Here is a 20,465-nt window from a genome sequence, read left to right as displayed (position 1 = left end):
ATTGACTATTTAAACAAGGTGATGAAATGGCTGACATCGACGTAAAGCAACTGGCGGGACGCATTGATACCGTGCTGGATATCCTGGTTGCGGGTGACACCCACTCTGCCATCCATAATCTTGAAATATTAAAAACTGAATTATTGCGCGCTGAAAGTGAAGAGCAAACGCAAACTCCGGGCTCGCCTAAAACGCCCTGGGAAATCTGATTCTACCCTAAATAATTCGAGTTGCATGAAGGCGGCAAGTGAATGAATCCCTGGGAGCGTACACAAGTACGTGACTGGGGTGAGAGAACGCAGCCAACGCACATGCAACTTGAAGTATGACGGGTATAAAAGAACAATTCACTGCCGTTATGAGTTTATCGCCATGACGGCTTATTTTTCCTTTTACGGCCCCTGAGCCGTGTGAAAGTCGTTGCTATGAATTCCCGACAACAAACTATTCTGCAAATGGTGATTGAAAAAGGCCGCGTCAGCGTGGCTGAACTGGCTAAAACCACCGGCGTTTCCGAAGTGACCATCCGTCAGGATCTCAATACGCTGGAGAAGCAAAGCTATTTGCGCCGCACCCACGGTTTCGCTGTCCCGCTGGAAAGCGACGACGTTGAAACCCGCATGATGAGTAATTTCACCCTCAAACGTGAACTGGCCCAGTTTGCCGCCTCGCTGGTGAATCCCGGCGAAACCGTCTTTATCGAGAACGGCAGCAGCAATGCCCTGCTTGCGCGCACGCTGGCGGAGCTTAAAGACATCACGATTATTACCGTCAGCGGCTACATCGCCCATCTCCTGAAAGACACCGCCTGCGAAGTGATTCTGCTTGGCGGCATCTATCAGAAAAAAAGCGAAAGCATGGTCGGCCCCCTAACGCGTCAGTATGTCCAGCAGGTTCACTTCAGCAAGGCGTTTATCGGCATTGACGGCTGGCAGCCTGAAACCGGGTTTACCGGACGCGATATGATGCGCGCTGATGTGGTTAACGCGGTACTGGAAAAAGGCTGTGAAGCCATTGTGCTCACCGACAGTTCAAAATTCGGTGCGCTGCATTCCTATACCCTCGGACCCATCAATCAATTCAGCCGCGTGATCACCGATGAAAAGTTGCATCCGGTGCAGCAGGCGCAATTAGAACAAGCGGGATTGATTGTGAATATTGTCAAAACCGCCTCCCCGCAATAATCCCCGACGCCCGCTCTGGCGGGCTTCTCTTTATCTCTGAGAGTTTTCTGACGCCTCAATTAAGACTATTTACCTGTCTGGTTTGAGGGCAAGACGTAAAATCATGTTGAGCGATATAACAGGAAGTGACTATCACACGCGTGAATGAGTAACACCTGCGCAACGTAATTTACGGAAAAAGACTTAAGTTTGCTTAACGGCCACTATACTTAACCTGTACTCCTTTCCGTAAATCTATAATTTCAGGAGATAAAGGTATGATGATGTTATCAAGCAAAAAAATGGCAACCGCTGTTCTGGCTGTGGCTCTGGCAATGTCGCTGAGCGCATGTTCTAACTGGTCTAAACGCGATCGTAATACCGCAATCGGTGCCGGTGCGGGCGCTTTAGGTGGTGCAGTATTAACAGATGGTAGTGGTTTGGGCACCCTGGGTGGCGCGGCTGTTGGTGGTATTATCGGTCACCAGGTCGGTAAATAATATTCTATTACCGCGCATGCGGATTAATATAAAGAGAATATATTTCCAGGTCTGACATACGCAGTGAAATACCAGGGCCGCGGTAATTTACCGTGGCCTCTTAATTGGTGGATATATTATCCACCCGCCAGTTTGACCTTCATGCCTTTGGCTTCGAGCAACGATTTAATCAGATCGCGCTTATCGCCCTGAATCTCGATCACACCGTCTTTTACCGCCCCGCCGCATCCGCATTTCTTTTTCAGTTCTGCGGCCAGTTTGGTGAGTTCGTCATCGCTGGCATCAATACCGGTAATCAGGCACACGCCCTTCCCTTTGCGTCCGCTGGTCTGGCGCTGGATCCGCACAATCCCGTCGCCTTTCGGACGCGCAATTTCTTGCTTAGGTTCGTCAATACGCCCGGTTTCGGTGGAATAAACCAGGCGGCTGTTATTGTCGCTCATCAGGCCCCCTGACGCAGTGAAGCATTAATGGCCTTCAGCGTCTGCGCTGGATCGCCCGACTGGGTGACCGGGCGACCAATCACCATATAATCCACGCCCGCCTTCTGTGCTTCTTCTGGCGTCATGATGCGACGCTGATCGCCCACATCGCTGCCCGCGGGACGAATACCTGGCGTGACCAGTTTGAAGGCCTGGCCAAATTCATTTTTAAAGCGCACGGCTTCCTGGGCTGAACACACTACGCCGTCAAGACCACATTGCTGTGTGAGACGCGCCAGGCGTTCCGCATGTTCGGCAGGTGAACTGGTGATCCCAAGGTCATGCAGATCGCTGGCTTCCATGCTGGTCAGCACGGTGACGGCAATCAGCAGAGGCGCATCTTTACCAAACGGCACTAATGCTTCATGTGCAGCGGTCATCATGCGAGCCCCACCCGACGCATGAACGTTCACCATCCACACGCCGAGTTCAGCGGCTGCGGCAACCGCATGGGCGGCCGTATTCGGGATGTCATGGAATTTAAGATCGAGAAAGACATCGAAACCACGGTGGTGCAGTTCACGAACAAACTGTGGACCGAAAAGCGTGAACATCTCTTTGCCTACTTTCAGGCGGCAGTCTTCTGGTGCGATGCGATCGACAAAGGCCAGCGCCTGATTACGATCGGCATAATCGAGGGCAACAACGACAGGAGAAGAAGTAACGGCGGTAGAAGAAAATGAAGCAGTAGACGTCATGACCAGACCTTCCTGATGATGGGCACCCGCTCAGGCGCAAGGAATAAACGGCGTGCATTCTACCTGCGAGAAGGCCAAAAGGACAGGAGGCATTTTTTCCTGCTAGGCAAAAGGTGCACCGGGGCTGAGCTGAAAATTAAAAGCATCACAAGTATGTTGTAACTAAAGTGGACCGTTTTTTAAAACTACTGTCCATCGAGGCCGCGAATTGGCTTAACGGTTGACCAGGCCCGGCACGACGGGCAATGCCAGTACATGGTGTAAGCGGTAAAACCGCATTTGTGGCAGCGATAGCGCGGCTTGCTGCGGATTTGCTCACCAACCATGTCCCGCAGCACCATCAGACTCTCTTTGGCGCGCCCTTCTTCCGCCTCATGCAGGTGATAATCCATCAGCTTATGGAAAACCCGCATGGTGGGATGTCGCTGCAACTGACGCGTAACGTATACCTGCGCAGGGTCCTGCCCTTCCTGCTGCTCAACAATATCCGCCAGCATCAGGTCCGCCGTCGCACCCGCGTTTTCTTCCACGCAACGGCGCAAAAATTCTGCCCACTCACTGGCTTTACCCAATTGCAGATAGCAGGTTTGCAGCATTTCCAGGGTTTCGCTGACCAGTTCTTTATCCTGATCGATGACGCGCAGCAGGCTTTCGACGGCCTTATCGTATTCACCTTTAGCCATCAGCACCCGCCCCATCATGATGGAGACGCGCGGGCTGTTACGATCGGCAGCGGCACCTTTTTTAAGCAGCGCCATCGCCTTGTCTAAATCGTCGCTGCCAATATGCTGCAACGCCAGTTCGCAGTAGAAATGGGCGATTTCCACGCGCTGTTTATCTTTACCCAGCTTCACCAGCCGCTCGGCCACATCGATCGCTTTTTGCCAGTCGCTGGTCGCCTGGTAGAGTTGCAACAGTTGTTGCAACGCACCAATACGAAATTCGGTTTCATCGACTAACTGCTTAAACATGTCTTCCGCGCGGTCATACATGCCAGCGGCCATATAATCGCGGCCTAATTGCTGCACGGCCAGCAGGCGTTGATCGTAGGAAAGCGATGCGCTTTCCATCAGGGTCTGATGAATACGAATGGCGCGATCGACTTCGCCACGGGAGCGGAACAGGTTTCCGAGGGTGAGATGGGCCTCAACGGTACCGGTGTCCTCTTTTAACATATCGAGGAACAGGTCTACCGCTTTGTCCTGTTGGTTGCTTAGCAGAAAGTTTACCCCCGCGACGTAATCGCGCGAGAGCCGGTTCGCTTCATCCTGCTTTGTTTGTTGCGCACTTCTGCGGCCCATGTACCAGCCATAAGCGGCCGCGACGGGCAAAAGCAGAAACAACAACTCCAGCATATACTGTTATTCCTTGACGGACGGCGTGCCGGTCATTACGGGAACGTCGTTTGCAGGTGCAAGCTGATGTTCAAGTCGTTTAATTTTGCGATCCGCGCGCGAAAGGGAAACCCTCACACGCAGCCAGAATAGTCCACAAACCAGCCAGCCAATGGCGAAACCTGCAGCAAATAAAAACGCCAGCAGCGTTGAAATACGGAATTCGCCCTGCGCCAGCAGATAATTGAAGGTCACAAGCTGATCGTTTTGCGCACCCAGCGTTACCGAAATAACAAAAACCGCTAACACCAGTAAGAAAATGAGTAAATATTTCACATTACTTCCCGTTATGTGGATTTGAGCGAATAAATTGTGTTCAACTTACTGCATTCAGCCTTATAACCTACCATTTTCGCGCCCTGGACGAAACGGAAAAGCGCGTCAGATAATGTATTTGAGGGCTGAACACAGAAAATCAATCGTTGATGAAAATAAAGCCCGCGTCAGGGCGCATTGCCGTCATCATCACGCGAGACAATCTCTTTAACTTCCTCAACCGGTGGCGTTAATGGCCCGCACAAACGCTGCGCCAGCATAGTGGCAAAGGTGACCAGCAAACCGGAAATCAATGTCGCCACGACTAAATCACGCGGCCAGTGCATTCCCAGCAGCATTCGACTGCCCATCACCGCGGTTGCCCATACCAGAAGCACGACGATGGTGATTGTTCGTCTGCGCGGCCACAGTAATCCTACCGCCAGTAACGCCCAGCTTGCGGCAAACATGGTATGCCCGGAGGGGAACGCAAACCCGGTCTCTTTTTGCCAGTGCTTGCGTAAAAAGGCTGGAATATCGTCTCTTCCTTTAAGCTGTTCTTTTACCAGATGCCCGCGATCCTTGCGCTTTAAAGTGTAGAACTCATCAACCGGAATATGCTGCGTTTTTTCAAGCCAGATGACAAATGGGCGCGGCTCCTGCACCTGTTCTTTCACCCAGGATTTCACCCCCTGCCCGGCAAGGATTGCGGATCCGAGGATCAGGAAAAGCACCAGCGCGGCTTTTAAGCGGAAGCGCAGACACCACAAAAACCAGCCGAAAAGGACCACATGGGTGATGATCCCCCATGGCTGGGTTACGGTTTCTGTCACCCAGTAGAGAAGTTTAAGCCAGCCGCTGCCCGGCCCCGGCTCCCACTGCCAGCCTGAAAGCCACACGGCGAGCGGCATAATCAGCAATATTCCTGTCCCTGCCATAATGCGCTTTATGATCGGAATCATCTCTTCTCCTTATCCGGTTAAGCCCTCAATAATAACTGAAAATTAACATCCCGGATCAGATTGACGCATTTGTGCGCTTAAAGTTTGCTGCCGGTTGTCGCGATTAGAGAAGTTTGCCCGCTTGTGGCAAAATAGCGCCAGACAAAAGCCTTAAGGCTATGGCACAAGAAAGTGCCTCTCATTTCGGAGAATCACATGCAGCTTAAACGTGTGGCAGAAGCCAAACTGCCAACCCCATGGGGCGATTTCCTGATGGTGGGTTTTGAAGAACTGGCAACCGGGCAGGATCATGTTGCACTGGTTTTCGGCGATATTTCCGGCCAGACGCCGGTACTGTCGCGTGTGCATTCAGAATGCCTCACGGGTGACGCCCTTTTCAGCCTCCGCTGTGACTGCGGTTTTCAGCTTGAAGCGGCGTTATCACACATTGCAGAAGAAGGTCGCGGGATCCTGATGTACCATCGCCAGGAAGGTCGTAACATTGGCCTGCTGAATAAAATTCGTGCCTATGCGCTTCAGGATCAAGGCTATGACACCGTTGAAGCCAACCACCAGCTCGGCTTCGCCGCTGATGAGCGCGACTTCACGCTGTGCGCAGACATGTTTAAATTGCTGGGGGTGGATGAAGTCCGCCTGCTGACCAATAACCCGCGCAAAGTCGAGATTTTAACCGAAGCGGGGATTAATATCGTTGAACGTGTGCCGCTGATCGTGGGGCGCAATCCGAAGAATGAGCATTATCTTGATACCAAAGCCGCCAAAATGGGGCATTTGCTGGATTAAGCTAACGCGTAAAAAAGGCCTGCTGATGCAGGCCTTTTTGTTTTAGTGCAGCATGTTGCGGATAACGTAATGCAATATGCCGTCGTTCTGGTAGTAAGTCAGTTCGGTCCCGGTGTCGATACGGCAGCGACACTCAATCACCTCTTGCGAACCGTCTGCGCGGGTAAGCTGAACAGGGATCGTCGCACCGGGTTTCAGCGCATCCAGATTATGTACGTCCAGACGCTCTTCACCGGTCAGCGCCAGCGTTTTACGCGTTACCCCCTGTGGGAACTCCAGCGGCAGGATCCCCATCCCAATCAAATTGGAGCGGTGGATACGTTCGAAAGATTCCGCAATCACCACGCGCACGCCCAGCAAACGCGGCCCTTTTGCCGCCCAGTCACGGCTGGAGCCAGAACCGTACTCTTTCCCGGCAATCACCGCCAGCGGCGTGCCTTCCGCCTGATAACGCATAGCGGCGTCATAAATCGACACCACTTCGCTACCCGGAAGATGGCGCGTCATGCCCCCTTCCACGCCCGGCACCATTTCGTTACGAATGCGGATGTTGGCAAAGGTGCCGCGCATCATCACTTCATGGTTCCCGCGACGCGAACCGTACGAGTTGAACTCACCGCGCTCCACGCCATGGCTTTGCAGATAGCGCCCCGCCGGACTGTCGGGTTTAATGCTCCCCGCCGGTGAGATGTGGTCGGTGGTGACCGAGTCACCCAGCATCGCCAGGATCCGGGCACCGTGAATATCCTCCACCGGCTTCGGCTGCGCGCCCATATCATCAAAGAATGGCGACAGGCGAATGTAAGTGGAATCGGACTGCCAGCCGTAGGTGTCGGAATGCTCGACTTTGATCGACTTCCACTCGTCCGTTCCCTCAAAGACTTCGGCGTACTCTTTGCGGAACATGTCAGTGGAGACTTTCTCCACGGCGCGGGCGATCTCCTGACTCGAAGGCCAGATATCTTTCAGATAAACCGGATCGCCTTTGCGATCGTGGCCGATCGGATCGGTAGCCAGATTGATATTCATATTGCCCGCCAGCGCATAAGCCACCACCAGCGGCGGCGATGCCAGCCAATTAGTTTTAACCAGCGGGTGAATACGCCCTTCAAAGTTACGGTTGCCAGAAAGCACTGCGCCGACCGTCAAATCACCTTTTTTAATCGCCTGCTCGATGGGGTCAGGAAGCGGCCCGGAGTTACCGATACAGGTTGTGCAGCCGTAACCGACCAGATTAAAACCGAGCTCGTCGAGATAAGGAGTCAGACGGGCCTGCGCCAGATAATCAGACACCACTTTTGAGCCGGGCGCGAGAGAGGCTTTAACCCACGGCTGGCGTTTGAGGCCCAGCGTCACCGCTTTTTTCGCCAGCAGTCCGGCGGCCATCAGTACGCTTGGGTTTGATGTGTTGGTACAGGAGGTAATAGCCGCAATAACCACCGCCCCTTCCGGCAACTGGTACTGCTGGCCTTTCATCACATAATCGACAGGCAGCCTGTCTTTTTGGGCGGTATTAATCTCCAGCTCAGAGCTGGCGACAAAGGCTTTCGGTACGTCGCTTAAGGCCACCCGATCCTGAGGACGTTTAGGTCCGGCAAGGCTGGCCTCTACCTCGTTCATGTCCAGTTCCAGCGTGCTGGTGAACACCGGCTCGTCGCCAGTATTACGCCACATGCCCTGGGCTTTGGCATAGGCCTCAACCAGCGCCACCTGCTCTTCACTGCGCCCGCTAAGACGCATATAGTCGAGCGTTACGCCATCGATCGGGAAAAAGCCGCAGGTCGCACCGTATTCCGGTGCCATGTTAGCAATGGTCGCCCGGTCAGCCAGCGGCAGGGAATCCAGGCCATCGCCGTAAAACTCAACGAATTTGCCTACCACACCGTGCTTACGCAGCATTTGCGTCACCGTTAAAACCAGGTCGGTGGCGGTGATCCCCTCAGACAGCTTCCCGGTCAGCTTGAAGCCAACAACGTCCGGGATCAGCATGGAGACAGGCTGTCCGAGCATTGCCGCTTCCGCTTCGATACCGCCCACGCCCCAGCCGAGAACACCCAGGCCGTTGATCATAGTGGTATGCGAATCGGTACCGACCAACGTGTCGGGGTAAGCGATCCATTCTTTATCCTGCAATTCGCTCCACACCGCTTTGCCCAGGTATTCAAGGTTCACCTGGTGACAAATGCCCGTTCCCGGTGGCACGACGCTAAAGCGGCTGAATGCCTGCTGGCCCCAGCGCAGGAAAACGTAACGCTCATGGTTACGCTCCATTTCAAGGCGGACGTTTTCTTCGAAGGCATCATCATCGCCAAAATGGTCGACGGTCACGGAGTGGTCGATAACCAGATCGACCGGAGAAAGCGGGTTCACTTTGGCGGTATCGCCGCCCAGACGTTTAACGGCTTCGCGCATGGCGGCGAGATCCACCACCGCCGGGACGCCGGTAAAGTCCTGCATCAGAACCCTGGCCGGTCGATAGGCAATTTCCCGATCGGCGTGGGCCGTTTTCAGCCATCCGGCTAATGCGCGAATATCTTCTTCGGTTACGGAGTCTTCATCCTGCCAGCGTAGCAGGTTCTCCAGTAATACTTTCAGCGACTTGGGTAATCGCGCAATATCCCCAAGTTCCTTAGCGGCCAGCGGCAGGCTGTAGTAATAGTAGGTTTTATTCTCAGCCTGCAATGTATCCTTACTGGCTTCGCGTAGGGTCGACGACATAAGCTCCTCCTTAATACAGGGATTGCGATACCCTGATAAGCATCAGGGTCTGTATTAAAGATAACACAAACATGTCGTAACGTTTTGATAACAACCCAAATTGATAAACTTCGAGGTTAAGGTACTGCGCAGGAAACAAAAAACCCCGCCGTGGCGAGGTTTTAGAGAAGATTAATGGGAGAGCGTCCAGACCAGTTGTCCCCAGAAAGCGATAGAGACAGAGAATGCGCTAAGCCATGACCAGTATTTAAGATTATTCATTTTGATTACACCATCCTAATTATCCAATCAATGAAACTGAGTTTTTACTCAATTCACTTATGCTGTGGTGTATTTATTAAAGAGTACAAAAGGCTTGCCTCAGCGGGTTAATTTCCACAGACCTGAGGCAACAGCAATTATTGTTTTTTGTGTTCGTCTTCTGCGAACGATGCAATAAAAGCCTGCTGATTTGGCGTCAGTGTCCATGAAGGCGGAATGCAAACCACAGTTTCATTTTTCGCCGGTTCAGGCTTGTCATGTAACTGACACAGTGGCTTACGCACTTCAGGGAGTCTTGTAGACGCCATTTTTAACCCCAAAAATTCCAGACAAGTAATGCCACGACCGCCCAGAATAAGGCGGAGCCGAGAAATACCGCCAGCCAGGCTTTACGCTTCAGCTCTGGATCCCTTTGCGGTTCTTCACTTCCTGATGGCATTGCTAACCTCACACAATCGACATCGCTTATCATTTTGACACCGAACAATAGGTACAAGTAATCATGAGATGAGACAAATCCTAAAGAAACTTTAGACGAAAAGCCAGCGAATTTACGCATCATTTCCAGTGAAATATTCAATCTTTTGACCAGAAATAAATTATTGATGTAAGAACCTGGCGCAGCGGCTTATGTGATTCTACTTTGTTACCGAATCAGAGCATGGAGAGTGTGTTTTTTGATTGCTATTTAAGTGCCAATGTCCGTTATCCACTCCTTCCCAAATCTTGCAGGGTTTCACAGGGTATAAGACAATGACGACCGGCTGATAAACGGAGTTTTATGTTGCCAGTATTCGCAAGGCTAACATTAAATGTTAATGGTTATGCGTCACAGGCCATATATCATTCAGGACTAAAATCATATAAGGGATTATTTATGAAACGTATAACGCAAGCTTTGCTGCTTGTTGCTCTTTTGACAAAGATCCACCCCGCCCATGCAATCGTTATCCAGACAGGAGAATGGTTTGCAACCGACACAATCACCGGAAAAACACAGAATTACTGTTACAAGCCGAAGACTACCGCCATTCTGGGGAATGCACGCAAAGGGCGAGTAGTGACAAAAAAAGGGTGTGTGATCAATACGATTGAAAGCAATGAAACCACTTTTAAAAGCACGTTTTTTTGTCTAAAAGCAGATGAGCGCATTGATTTCGAAATAGATTTAACAAAAATCGGTAAAAACGAATTAACCATGAAGATGAGACTAGATTATGAGAAGGATGGCAAAAAGACGGTTGTAAACAGAAACTATGTCCAAAAATTTATAAAGAAAACGTGTTCTAGCAACACCAAGTCCGCCCCGGACGGGCGACCAAACATCTTTAACTGATTAATTTTTTAAGTGATTTTTATTTTTCATGGCCCCCGTATAACCAGCGGGGGCGTAGTAGTTGTGAGCCTTATTTCTCAGGCAATTTAATATCCTGGAACATCGCTTCAATATCTTCATTCGATCGCAACGCAACGGCGGTATCAACTACATCGCGGGTCAGATGCGGGGCGAAGCGCTGAATAAAATCATACATATAGCTGCGCAGGAAAGTGCTGCGGCGGAAACCAATTTTCGTGGTGCTGTGACTGAAAATGTCCTGCGCATTCAGTTTGACCAGATCCGGATCAGAAATCGGGTCCACTGCCATGCTGGCAATCACCCCAACACCCAGCCCCAGACGGACGTAGGTTTTGATCACATCTGCATCGGTGGCCGTGAAAACAATGCGCGGCGTCAGGCCCGCACGATTGAACGCCGTATCCAGTTCTGAGCGCCCGGTAAAACCGAATGTGTAGGTAACCAGCGGGAACTGTGCCAGTTCCTCAATACCCACCGACGCTTTCCCGGCCAGCGGATGATCGGGGGTCACAACGATGGAACGGTTCCAGTGATAGCACGGCAGCATAACCAAATCGTCATACAGGTGCAGCGCTTCGGTGGCGATGGCAAAATCCGCATTGCCTTTTGACACCGCTTCAGCAATTTGCGTCGGGGAACCCTGATGCATGTGCAGCGACACGCGCGGATAGCGCTCGATAAAACCTTTGATCACATTGGGCAGCGCATACCGCGCCTGGGTGTGAGTTGTCGCGACATAGAGCGAACCTTTATCCGGCCAGGTGTGCTCCCCCGCTACCGATTTAATGGCATCCACTTTTGATAAGACTTCACGGGCAATGCGGATAATTTCCTGGCCTGCTGGGGTCACCTGCGTCAGGTGCTTACCACTGCGGGCAAAGATCTGTATGCCCAGCTCATCTTCCAGCATACGGACCTGCTTACTGATGCCGGGCTGTGAGGTATACAGCCCTTCAGCAGTAGAAGAGACGTTGAGGTTATGATTGACCACCTCAACAATATAACGAAGCTGCTGTAGTTTCATGACTGACCATCCGGTGTGCGGCTTGCGAGCTCATGCCTAAGACGATTTAATAATAAAAAATGATTTAACTATAACCACTATATCATTTATGTGTTTAGTGTATAGATGAGCCGGTAAAATAATCGCACGCAATAAAAAAGGGCCGGAGAACCGGCCCTTCATCACAGGTTATTGAAGTTAGACTACTTCTTACCTTCCACCCATTTACCATCAACAAAGAATGCAGACCAGCCTGTGGCTTTGCCCTCTTTTTCCGAGGCAACATACTGCTGCTTCGTTTTACGGCTGAAACGCACAACGGTTTTATTGCCCTGCGGATCTTCTTGTGGCGCATCGGCCAGATAACGCAGTTTTTCCGGCAGACGATCGCGGAAGCGGAACAGCTCTTCCACCAGCGGTGCGCGCGTCTCACGTGATTTCGGGAAAGTGTTTGCCGCAAGGAAAACACCTGCCGCGCCGTCACGCAGAACAAAATACGCATCTGACTTTTCACAAGGCAGTTCAGGCAGCGGCACCGGATCTTCTTTCGGCGGCGCGACTTCACCGTTGCGCAGGATCTTACGCGTGTTTTTGCAGTCGTCGTTGGTGCAGGCCATGTACTTACCGAAACGCCCCATTTTCAGGTGCATTTCAGAACCACACTTCTCGCACTCCACAATCGGGCCATCATAGCCTTTGATGCGGAACTCACCCTCTTCGATTTCGTAGCCATCACAGGTCGGGTTGTTACCACAGACGTGCAATTTACGCTTCGGATCGATCAGGTAGCTGTCCATCGCCGTGCCACACTTCACGCAGCGGCGCTTGGCGCGCAGCGCGTTGGTTTCCGCATCGTCGCCTTCCAGCACATTGAGGACTTCGTTTTCCGGCACCAGGTTGATGGTGGTCTTGCAGCGCTCTTTCGGCGGTAATGCATAGCCAGAACAGCCCAGGAACACGCCGGTACTGGCCGTACGAATGCCCATTTTGCGACCGCAGGTCGGGCAATCGATACTGGTCAGTACCATCTGGTTAGGGCGCATGCCCCCTTCTTCTGGATCCTTCTCGGCTTGTCCGAGCTGATCGGTAAAATCTTTGAAGAAGTCGTCCAGTACGCTTTTCCACTCCGCTTCATGGTTAGCCACCTGATCGAGGCTACTTTCCATCTGTGCGGTAAAATCGTAGTTCATCAGCTCGCGGAAATTTTCTTCCAGACGATCGGTGACGATTTCGCCCATCTTTTCCGCGTAGAAACGACGGTTCTCAACGCGTACATAGCCACGATCCTGAATGGTCGAAATGATCGACGCATAGGTGGACGGGCGACCAATACCGCGTTTTTCCAGTTCTTTAACCAGTGACGCTTCGCTAAAGCGCGCAGGCGGTTTGGTGAAGTGCTGGGCAGGCGTCAACTCAATGAGCGACACCACATCGCCTTTGTTCACCGCAGGCAAGGTCCGGTCTTCGTCGCCTTTGCGCAGTTGCGGCATCACTTTGGTCCAGCCATCAAAACGCAGCGTGCGACCACGTGCTTTCAGGCGGAACTCGGCCGCTTCAACGGTCAGCGTCGTGGAATCGTACTGGGCAGGCGTCATCTGACAGGCCACAAACTGACGCCAGATCAACTGGTACAGTTTTTGCGCATCCGCTTCCATATCTTTGAGCGATTCGGCAAGCACGCCTACATCAGAAGGACGAATCGCTTCGTGCGCTTCCTGAGAGTTTTCTTTGCTGGTGTACTGATTCGCGCTTTCCGGCAGGTATTTTTTGCCGAAGTTGTCCGTAATGTACCCGCGCACCATGTTGACCGCATCCTGGCTCAGGTTCGTTGAGTCAGTACGCATATAGGTGATGTAGCCCGCTTCATACAGGCGCTGCGCCATCATCATGGTCTTTTTCACGCCATAGCCGAGACGGGTACTCGCCGCCTGCTGAAGCGTGGAGGTGATAAAAGGTGCGCCAGGTTTGCTGCTGGTCGGCTTATCTTCACGATCCGACACCACATAGCGCGCTTTTTCAAGCTGGCTGACCGCCGCCATCGTCTGCTCGCGGTTGACCGGGCGGAACGGCTTATCGTTGTGATGAGAAACCTGAAGCGGGAGGGAATCACCGGCGGGCGTTGCCACACTTGCGTCGATTTCCCAGTATTCTTCCGGCACAAAGGCTTTGATTTCACGCTCGCGGTCGACGACCAGGCGCACCGCAACGGACTGAACACGTCCGGCGGATAAACCACGGGCGATCTTTTTCCACAGCAGAGGTGAAACCATGTAACCCACCACGCGATCCACGAAGCGACGCGCCTGTTGTGCATTCACTCTGTCGATGTTCAGTTCGCCGGGCTTTTCGAAAGCCTGTTGAATCGCGTTTTTGGTAATTTCGTTAAACACCACGCGGCTGTAGCGGGTGTCATCGCCACCGATCACTTCCCGCAGGTGCCAGGCAATGGCTTCCCCTTCGCGGTCAAGGTCGGTTGCGAGATAGATATGGTCAGCTTTTTCAGCGAGCGATTTCAGCTCAGCAACGACCTTTTCTTTGCCGGGAAGCACTTCGTAACGTGCGTCCCATTGATTCCATGGGTCAACGCCCATGCGATTGACAAGAGCGCCACGTTCATCCTTTTTGGGCTTCTTAGCCGTTTTGGTGGAGGCAGAGTCAGCGCTCTTTTTGGGTGCTGAGCCACTGGTCGGCAAATCGCGGATATGACCGACGCTGGATTTTACCACGTAGTCATTACCCAGATACTTATTGATCGTTTTGGCTTTTGCCGGGGACTCAACGATGACGAGAGCTTTACCCATATTCACCTTTACCTAATTTGATTCTTCCAGGAATACGTCGCACGTTGATTCACTTTCCACTGGCGACGCGCTTTTATATGGCAGCGACGGCACTGGATATCAACCCCTATTAAAACCGGGCGCGTGAATTATTGTGCCCAGGTGACTGAGTTCACAGGTTTTTTCGCGCAGCAAGTTAGTAGCACGACGGACTTAAGGTCGAATGTCAAGCAAATCTGTTGCCAGATTGACGAAAGCGCACACTCTACCTGATAAAATTCGTTACGCAACTTTATTAGCATGCAAAAGCAAATCACGCCAGCGAAGCCCTGGGGTGAAAACCATTTTAAAAACAGGGAAAATTTGCCCGTGTCCCCTGCCGGACGTAGAATGTGCGCATTGCCTAAGGAGTCCGTTATGCACGATACCATTCAACCTATTGCTCGCCAGTCGTTACTCATTGTTGCCAATGAAATCATTCAGAATCATGAAGACTATATTCAGGGCATTAGCGCAACCGACGTGACTGAACGCAATGGCGTACTGGTCTTTAGCGGTGAGTATTTTCTCGATGAGCAGGGCCTGCCAACGCCGAAAAGCACCGCCGTCTTCAATATGTTTAAACATCTGGCACATGTGTTATCCGAGAAGTACACCCTGACGGATTAAGCACATAAAAAAGCGAGGCCTGAAGCCTCGCTTTTTGTTTTACAGCATCGGCTTTTCACCGCGCTGCCACCAGCGTAGCAGCAGGCGATCAACGCTTTCCGCCGCGCTGCCGGTAAAACGATCCATCAGCTTTTTGCGCTGCATGAAACGAACGCTGACCACCTCACGTTCATTTATAAGACTCAGCAATAATTCATCGCTGGTCCCGACTTCATCCACCAGCCCTTTCTCCTGAGCCTGCATGCCATACCAGTGCTCACCGGTTGCTACTTCATCGATATTCAGCGTCGGACGCATACGCTTGACGAATTCTTTAAAGAGGTCGTGCGTTTCATTCAGATCCTCGCGGAACTTCTGTCGCCCTTCTTCGGTGTTCTCACCAAGCAGAGTCAGCGTACGTTTGTACTGACCCGCCGTATGCAACTCGATGTCGATATCTTTGCTTTTCAGGAAGCGGTTAAAGTTGGGGATCTGTGCGACCACGCCAATCGAACCGAGGATGGCAAAGGGCGCTGCCACGATTTTATTGGCTACGCAGGCCATCATGTAGCCTCCGCTGGCCGCCACTTTATCGACTGCAACGGTTAACGGAATATTTTTGTCGCGCAGGCGCTGGAGTTGAGAGGAAGCAAGACCATAGCCGTGTACCACACCGCCCGGACTCTCCAGGCGCAGTATCACCTGATCCTCTGGCTTCGCCATCGTTACGACAGCGGTGATTTCTTCACGCAGGCTGCTCACTTCATGCGCGTCCATACTGCCTTTAAAATCGAGTACATACACACGAGGCTTGGTCTTCACCGGCGCTCTGCCCTGTTTAGCAGCGGCTTTGGCCTCTTTTGCCTCAAGTTTTGCCTTTTTCTTTTGCGCCTTATGCCACAGCTTTTGCTGATGGCTGTCGAGCAGCGCAACGGAGACATCCTCTTGCATTTCCTTATACTGCTCACTGAGATTCGTGATGCGTAGCTCACCGCGATGGCGCTTACGCTGCGCCAGATTGACGATGAGCACGGCCACGACTGCGATCGCAATGACCACCGTAGCAATTTTTGCTAAAAACAACCCATATTCAGCCAGTAATTCCACGCGTACCACCTTGATATAACCGCTCTGTATTCGCATCCAGTGTACATGACCCTAACGGGGTCGTCTTCTTTGACAGCACAATGTTACGAGCCATCTCCCTGATTTTTTTAGATACCATGAAAACGTTGCAAGATGTTAACCTGCCCGATTGTCAAACTTTGGCTGATTGAAATAGCGCGCGGATTAAGGCATAAAACCCACTGGTCAAGAGGCGATTAATCTGACGCGCGAAAGACAGCTATGTCTGAGGAGAATCCGTGTACTACCAGCCCAAACGCGATTTACTGCAAAACCGCATCATTCTGGTGACCGGCGCAACGGCGGGTATCGGTGAAGAGGCGGCGCTCACCTATGCCCGCCACGGTGCAAGCATCATCCTGCTTGGCCGCAATGAAGAGAAACTGAACCGGGTCGCGCAGGCGATCACGCAGGAAGGCGGTCAGGCGCGTGGGTTTACGCTGGATCTGGCAACCTGCACGCCAGATGACTGCCTGAGCCTTGCCCGGGAGATCGCTCATCACTATCCGCGCCTTGACGGTGTTCTGCATAATGCCGGGCTGCTTGGCGATGTCTGCCCGATGGATCAGCAAAAGCCGGAGGTCTGGCAGCAGGTCATGCAGGTTAACGTCAACGCGACCTTCTATCTGACCCAGGCCTTGCTTCCTTTATTACTCAAATCGGAAGCGGGCTCGCTGGTGTTCACGTCCTCAAGCGTGGGACGTCAGGGGCGCGCAAACTGGGGCGCGTATGCCGCGTCGAAGTTTGCAACCGAAGGAATGATGCAGGTGCTGGCGGAGGAGTATCAGAGCCGTCATCTGCGGGTGAACTGTATTAATCCCGGCGGGACACGCACCGACATGCGTGCAAATGCTTTCCCGACGGAAGATCCACTCAAATTAAAAACACCTGCGGATATTATGCCGCTCTATTTATGGCTGATGGGCGATGACAGCCGCCGTAAAACGGGCATGAGCTTTGACGCTCAGCCAGACCGCAAACCGGGGATATCGCAATGAGTGAAGAACGTTATCAGCAGCGTCAGCAGCGGGTAAAAGAGAAAGTTGACGCCCGCGTTGCAGCCGCACAGGACGAGCGCGGTATTGTGATCGTGTTTACCGGCAACGGCAAAGGCAAAACTACCGCCGCCTTTGGCACAGCCACACGTGCCGTCGGGCACGGCAAAAAAGTGGGTGTGATCCAGTTTATCAAAGGCACCTGGCCTAACGGCGAGCGTAATTTGCTTGAACCCCATGGCGTGGAATTTCAGGTCATGGCGACAGGTTTTACCTGGGAGACGCAGAACCGGGAGTCTGATACCGCCGCCTGCAGGGCTGTCTGGGAGCATGGCCGCCGGATGCTCGCCGATGAAAACCTGGATATGGTGATCATGGATGAACTGACCTACATGGTGGCCTACGATTATTTACCGCTGGAAGAGGTGATCGCAGCGCTGAATGCCCGCCCGTCCCATCAGACAGTGATTATTACCGGCCGGGGTTGTCATCGCGATATTCTGGATCTTGCAGATACCGTCAGCGAACTGCGTCCGGTTAAACATGCTTTTGATGCGGGCGTAAAAGCGCAGATGGGCATTGATTACTGAGATTGATTACTGAGGTTCAACACAGGTGACGTTACGTCACCTGTTGGTGCAATAAAAAATGGCGGCTAATTAGCCGCCATTTTTATGCTTATCCGTTGCTTTTATTACGCGTGCTTGAGCGGCGATTGCTGGATGCCGGACGCGGACTGCTTGTCTGGCTGTGACGTTTCACCGCACGGCGGATCTGATTGGCTTTCAGGCGGCGACGATCTTTTTCAACCGCCACTTTGGATTCGGTTTCCGCCGGTAACTCCACCAGTTCGCGCAGGTAGTTGGTTTGCGCCAGATCCAGTTCGGTATAACCGCCGCGAGGCAGGCCTTTCGGCAGCGGAATGTCACCATAACGGACACGGATCAGACGACTTACCTGCACGCCCACCGCTTCCCACAGACGACGCACTTCGCGGTTGCGCCCTTCGGTCAGGGTGACGTTGTACCACTGGTTAATGCCTTCACCACCGCTGAATTTGATGGTTTTAAACGCCGCCGGGCCGTCTTCAAGCTGTACGCCGCGCGCCAGATCGCGCACTTTGCTGTCTTCAACCTGACCAAAAACACGCACCGCATATTCACGCTCAACTTCACGGCTCGGGTGCATCAGGCGGTTCGCGAGTTCACCATCGGTGGTGAACAGCAGCAGGCCGCAGGTATTGACGTCAAGACGCCCTACCGCAATCCAGCGCGCGCCGCGAAGTTTAGGCAGACGATCAAATACGGTCGGGCGACCTTCCGGATCGTTACGGGTACAGAGCTCGCCTTCCGGCTTGTAATACGCCAGCACGCGGCAGATTTGTTCCACGGATTCTTTAACAGAAATAAGATGTCCGTCGATACGAATTTTCAACGCCGGGGTAACGTCAACGCGGTCGCCCAGGGTTGCGATTTTGCCGTCCACGCTGACGCGTCCGGCCTGAATAATGGTTTCAATTTCACGGCGTGAACCGTGGCCAGCACGCGCCAGCACTTTCTGTAATTTCTCGCTCATAGAGCTTCCTTCAGGTGTCGCCTTCACAGGCGTCTTGGAGACTTGCAAAAACAGCGAGACCGGAAAACCCCTCTCGCTGCTATGTAAAATCATGGCGTAAAAAACGCGCCTTATTTCATGTGGCCGCACATACTACATGAATTTCGCCGCAAATGCTTCTATACACGCGCACGCGCCTGTGCAAATTATGCAGGCCCGGCAAGCGCGCGCTTGCCGGGCAGAGAAAGGTGATCAGAGGAAAGGTTTGACGTCGCCCACGCCTTCGCGGATCACCACCGGCGCATCGTCGGTGAGATCAACCACCGTGGTCGGCTGCTGGCCCAGATAGCCGCCGTGGATCACCAGCTCAACATGTTTCTCCAGACGATCTTTAATCTCTTCCGGGTCCGACTCGGTAAACTCGCTGCCCGGCAGCATCAGCGAGGTGGACAGCATCGGCTCGCCCAGCGTTTCCAGCAGCATCAGCGCAATCGGATTCGACGGCACGCGCAGACCGATGGTTTTACGTTTTTCCTGCAACAGGCGGCGCGGCACTTCTTTGGTGCCTTTTAAAATAAATGTGTAATTGCCGGGTGTGTTGTTCTTGATCAGACGAAACGCCACGTTATCAACAAACGCGTAGGTCGACAGTTCCGACAGATCGCGGCACATCAGCGTGAAGTTGTGCCCGTCGGGTAACTGACGGATGCGGCAAATCCGCTCCATCGCGCCTTTATCTTCGATTTTACAACCCAGCGCATAGCCGGAATCGGTGGGATACACGATCACCCCGCCTTTGCGCACAATCTCAACCGCCTGGTTAATCAGACGCGGCTGCGGGTTGTCCGGGTGGATATAAAAAAACTGACTCATACTTCCCTCTCGTTGGTGTTCTGTGGCTGTTCCCACAACTGCCACACCCCTTCCACACCTGCCGGTAACCAGAGCTTACGGCCCAGTTCGATCCACGGGCAGGGCTGATGAAAATCAGATCCCTGCGACGCCATCAAACCAAACTGTTGCGCGTAGGCGGCAAGCTGGGTGCGCTCATTGGGTGCCTGCTGACATTGTGAAACTTCCATCGCTTCACCGCCTTGTTCGGCAAAGTGTGCCAGCAGTCTTTTCAGCCATTTAGCGCTCAGATCGTAACGCCCCGGATGGGCGATAACAGCCTTTCCGCCAGAATGATGAATCACATCAATAGCTTGTTTTATTGTACACCACTGAGGAGGAACGTATCCGGTTTTCCCGCGCGCCAGATATTTTTTGAACACATCTGCCACGTTGTTTGCCTTGCCGTTAGCCACCAGAAAACGGGCAAAATGACCGCGCGTTACCGCTCCACCGTTGGCCAGCGCCTGCGCGCCTTCCCATGCGCCGGGGATGTGCGCTTTTTCCAGTCGTTCAGCAATCAGGCGCGCCCGCTGCTGACGGCGTTCTTTTTGCTCGTCCAGCAGCGTGCACATCGCCGGATGGGTGATATCAATATTCAGGCCCACAATGTGGATCTCGTGATTTTCCCAGAGCGTGGAGATTTCCACGCCGGTAATCAGCGTCAGGGGCAGTCCGGCGCGGTCAATTTCGGCCTGGGCTGCGGGGATGGACGCCGTGGTGTCGTGATCGGTAATAGCCAGCGTGCCAACGCGCATCGCTACCGCGCGATGCACCAGTTCTTCAGGAGTCAGCAGTCCGTCTGAGGCGAGAGTATGTGAATGTAAATCGTAAATGACTGCGTAATTCGTATCGCTCAAGGCGGCTCCGGTTGGGCTATAAATGAAATTTCTGCT

At 52.8% G+C, this 20,465-nt stretch carries 22 protein-coding genes; 8 read left to right on the top strand and 14 right to left on the bottom strand.

Features of this window, described 5'->3' with window-relative positions; translation table 11 throughout:
* The first annotated feature begins 26 nt into the window (after positions 1–26).
* The 3 genes from BM373_RS04120 (at position 27) to osmB (ending at position 1,663) form a co-directional block, all read left to right on the top strand.
* Positions 27–209, top strand: coding sequence for a protein YciZ/DeoL (locus BM373_RS04120; RefSeq protein WP_090459734.1), 183 nt, complete (start codon positions 27–29; stop codon positions 207–209).
* Positions 210–425: 216 nt separating this feature from the next.
* Positions 426–1,184: a DNA-binding transcriptional regulator YciT gene (locus BM373_RS04115; protein ID WP_090459732.1), complete on the top strand. Its 759-nt coding sequence runs from the start codon at positions 426–428 to the stop codon at positions 1,182–1,184.
* A 260-nt stretch (positions 1,185–1,444) separates the two neighbouring features.
* Entirely contained in the window at positions 1,445–1,663 is a 219-nt protein-coding gene (gene osmB, locus BM373_RS04110) for an osmotically-inducible lipoprotein OsmB (RefSeq protein ID WP_090459991.1), read from the top strand.
* A gap of 116 nt (positions 1,664–1,779) precedes the next feature.
* Here the strand turns inward: osmB and yciH are convergent, their stop codons facing one another.
* From yciH to pgpB, 5 genes are all read right to left on the bottom strand, one after another.
* Positions 1,780–2,106, bottom strand: a complete 327-nt coding sequence (gene yciH / locus BM373_RS04105; protein ID WP_090459730.1) for a stress response translation initiation inhibitor YciH — start codon at positions 2,104–2,106, stop codon at positions 1,780–1,782.
* Positions 2,106–2,843 (bottom strand): orotidine-5'-phosphate decarboxylase, encoded by a 738-nt coding sequence (gene pyrF / locus BM373_RS04100; RefSeq protein ID WP_143102616.1) that lies wholly within the window; start codon positions 2,841–2,843, stop codon positions 2,106–2,108. Before pyrF ends, yciH begins: the two co-directional genes overlap by 1 nt.
* Before the next feature lie 185 nt (positions 2,844–3,028).
* Positions 3,029–4,198: a lipopolysaccharide assembly protein LapB gene (lapB, locus tag BM373_RS04095; RefSeq protein ID WP_090459729.1), complete on the bottom strand. Its 1,170-nt coding sequence runs from the start codon at positions 4,196–4,198 to the stop codon at positions 3,029–3,031.
* A 6-nt stretch (positions 4,199–4,204) separates the two neighbouring features.
* The gene (locus tag BM373_RS04090) at positions 4,205–4,513 is read right to left on the bottom strand and encodes a LapA family protein (protein WP_090459727.1); all 309 of its coding nucleotides are present in this window, start codon (positions 4,511–4,513) and stop codon (positions 4,205–4,207) included.
* A 167-nt stretch (positions 4,514–4,680) separates the two neighbouring features.
* Positions 4,681–5,454 (bottom strand): phosphatidylglycerophosphatase B, encoded by a 774-nt coding sequence (gene pgpB / locus BM373_RS04085; protein ID WP_090459725.1) that lies wholly within the window; start codon positions 5,452–5,454, stop codon positions 4,681–4,683.
* Between the two features lie 195 nt (positions 5,455–5,649).
* On the opposite strand from pgpB, the gene ribA reads away from it, so the two are divergent.
* On the top strand, positions 5,650–6,237 hold the full coding sequence (gene ribA / locus BM373_RS04080) for a GTP cyclohydrolase II (protein WP_090459722.1): 588 nt from the start codon (positions 5,650–5,652) through the stop codon (positions 6,235–6,237).
* A 42-nt stretch (positions 6,238–6,279) separates the two neighbouring features.
* Here ribA and acnA read toward each other — a convergent pair whose 3' ends face one another.
* From acnA to BM373_RS04065, 3 genes are all read right to left on the bottom strand, one after another.
* Positions 6,280–8,955: an aconitate hydratase AcnA gene (acnA, locus tag BM373_RS04075; protein WP_090459720.1), complete on the bottom strand. Its 2,676-nt coding sequence runs from the start codon at positions 8,953–8,955 to the stop codon at positions 6,280–6,282.
* A 171-nt stretch (positions 8,956–9,126) separates the two neighbouring features.
* Positions 9,127–9,216, bottom strand: a complete 90-nt coding sequence (gene ymiC, locus BM373_RS21775) for a small membrane protein YmiC (RefSeq protein ID WP_256214550.1) — start codon at positions 9,214–9,216, stop codon at positions 9,127–9,129.
* Positions 9,217–9,526: 310 nt separating this feature from the next.
* The gene (locus BM373_RS04065; protein WP_218159463.1) at positions 9,527–9,667 is read right to left on the bottom strand and encodes a YmiA family putative membrane protein; all 141 of its coding nucleotides are present in this window, start codon (positions 9,665–9,667) and stop codon (positions 9,527–9,529) included.
* A gap of 426 nt (positions 9,668–10,093) precedes the next feature.
* Between BM373_RS04065 and BM373_RS04060 the strand changes: the two genes are divergently transcribed.
* Positions 10,094–10,552 (top strand): DUF3617 family protein, encoded by a 459-nt coding sequence (locus tag BM373_RS04060; protein WP_177220106.1) that lies wholly within the window; start codon positions 10,094–10,096, stop codon positions 10,550–10,552.
* Between the two features lie 70 nt (positions 10,553–10,622).
* On the opposite strand, the gene cysB is transcribed toward BM373_RS04060, so the two are convergent.
* Both cysB and topA read right to left on the bottom strand, forming a co-directional pair.
* Positions 10,623–11,597, bottom strand: a complete 975-nt coding sequence (gene cysB, locus BM373_RS04055; protein WP_090459714.1) for an HTH-type transcriptional regulator CysB — start codon at positions 11,595–11,597, stop codon at positions 10,623–10,625.
* A gap of 182 nt (positions 11,598–11,779) precedes the next feature.
* Positions 11,780–14,377 (bottom strand): type I DNA topoisomerase, encoded by a 2,598-nt coding sequence (gene topA / locus BM373_RS04045; protein WP_090459711.1) that lies wholly within the window; start codon positions 14,375–14,377, stop codon positions 11,780–11,782.
* Positions 14,378–14,773: 396 nt separating this feature from the next.
* Here topA and BM373_RS04040 point away from each other — a divergent pair, with 396 nt between their 5' ends.
* A complete protein-coding gene (locus tag BM373_RS04040) occupies positions 14,774–15,025 on the top strand; it encodes a YciN family protein (RefSeq protein WP_090459709.1) in 252 nt (83 codons plus the stop codon).
* A gap of 39 nt (positions 15,026–15,064) precedes the next feature.
* On the opposite strand, the gene sohB is transcribed toward BM373_RS04040, so the two are convergent.
* On the bottom strand, positions 15,065–16,111 hold the full coding sequence (gene sohB, locus BM373_RS04035) for a protease SohB (RefSeq protein WP_090459706.1): 1,047 nt from the start codon (positions 16,109–16,111) through the stop codon (positions 15,065–15,067).
* Positions 16,112–16,368: 257 nt separating this feature from the next.
* Here sohB and BM373_RS04030 point away from each other — a divergent pair, with 257 nt between their 5' ends.
* Positions 16,369–17,127 (top strand): YciK family oxidoreductase, encoded by a 759-nt coding sequence (locus BM373_RS04030; RefSeq protein ID WP_090459704.1) that lies wholly within the window; start codon positions 16,369–16,371, stop codon positions 17,125–17,127.
* Complete coding sequence (cobO, locus tag BM373_RS04025; RefSeq protein WP_090459702.1) at positions 17,124–17,714, top strand: cob(I)yrinic acid a,c-diamide adenosyltransferase; 591 nt, start codon at positions 17,124–17,126, stop codon at positions 17,712–17,714. Before BM373_RS04030 ends, cobO begins: the two co-directional genes overlap by 4 nt.
* An 88-nt stretch (positions 17,715–17,802) precedes the next feature.
* Here cobO and rluB read toward each other — a convergent pair whose 3' ends face one another.
* From rluB to rnm, 3 genes are all read right to left on the bottom strand, one after another.
* Positions 17,803–18,699, bottom strand: a complete 897-nt coding sequence (rluB, locus tag BM373_RS04020; protein WP_090459700.1) for a 23S rRNA pseudouridine(2605) synthase RluB — start codon at positions 18,697–18,699, stop codon at positions 17,803–17,805.
* A 231-nt stretch (positions 18,700–18,930) separates the two neighbouring features.
* Positions 18,931–19,551 (bottom strand): L-threonylcarbamoyladenylate synthase, encoded by a 621-nt coding sequence (locus BM373_RS04015; protein ID WP_090459698.1) that lies wholly within the window; start codon positions 19,549–19,551, stop codon positions 18,931–18,933.
* Complete coding sequence (gene rnm / locus BM373_RS04010; RefSeq protein WP_090459696.1) at positions 19,548–20,429, bottom strand: RNase RNM; 882 nt, start codon at positions 20,427–20,429, stop codon at positions 19,548–19,550. Before rnm ends, BM373_RS04015 begins: the two co-directional genes overlap by 4 nt.
* Between the last annotated feature and the right edge of the window lie 36 nt (positions 20,430–20,465).

The sequence above is a fragment of the Enterobacter sp. kpr-6 genome (genome assembly GCF_900116015.1).
Classification (GTDB): domain Bacteria; phylum Pseudomonadota; class Gammaproteobacteria; order Enterobacterales; family Enterobacteriaceae; genus Enterobacter_D.
Note: the sequence above shows the minus strand (reverse complement) of the source record. Positions and strands in the feature narration are given on the sequence as shown.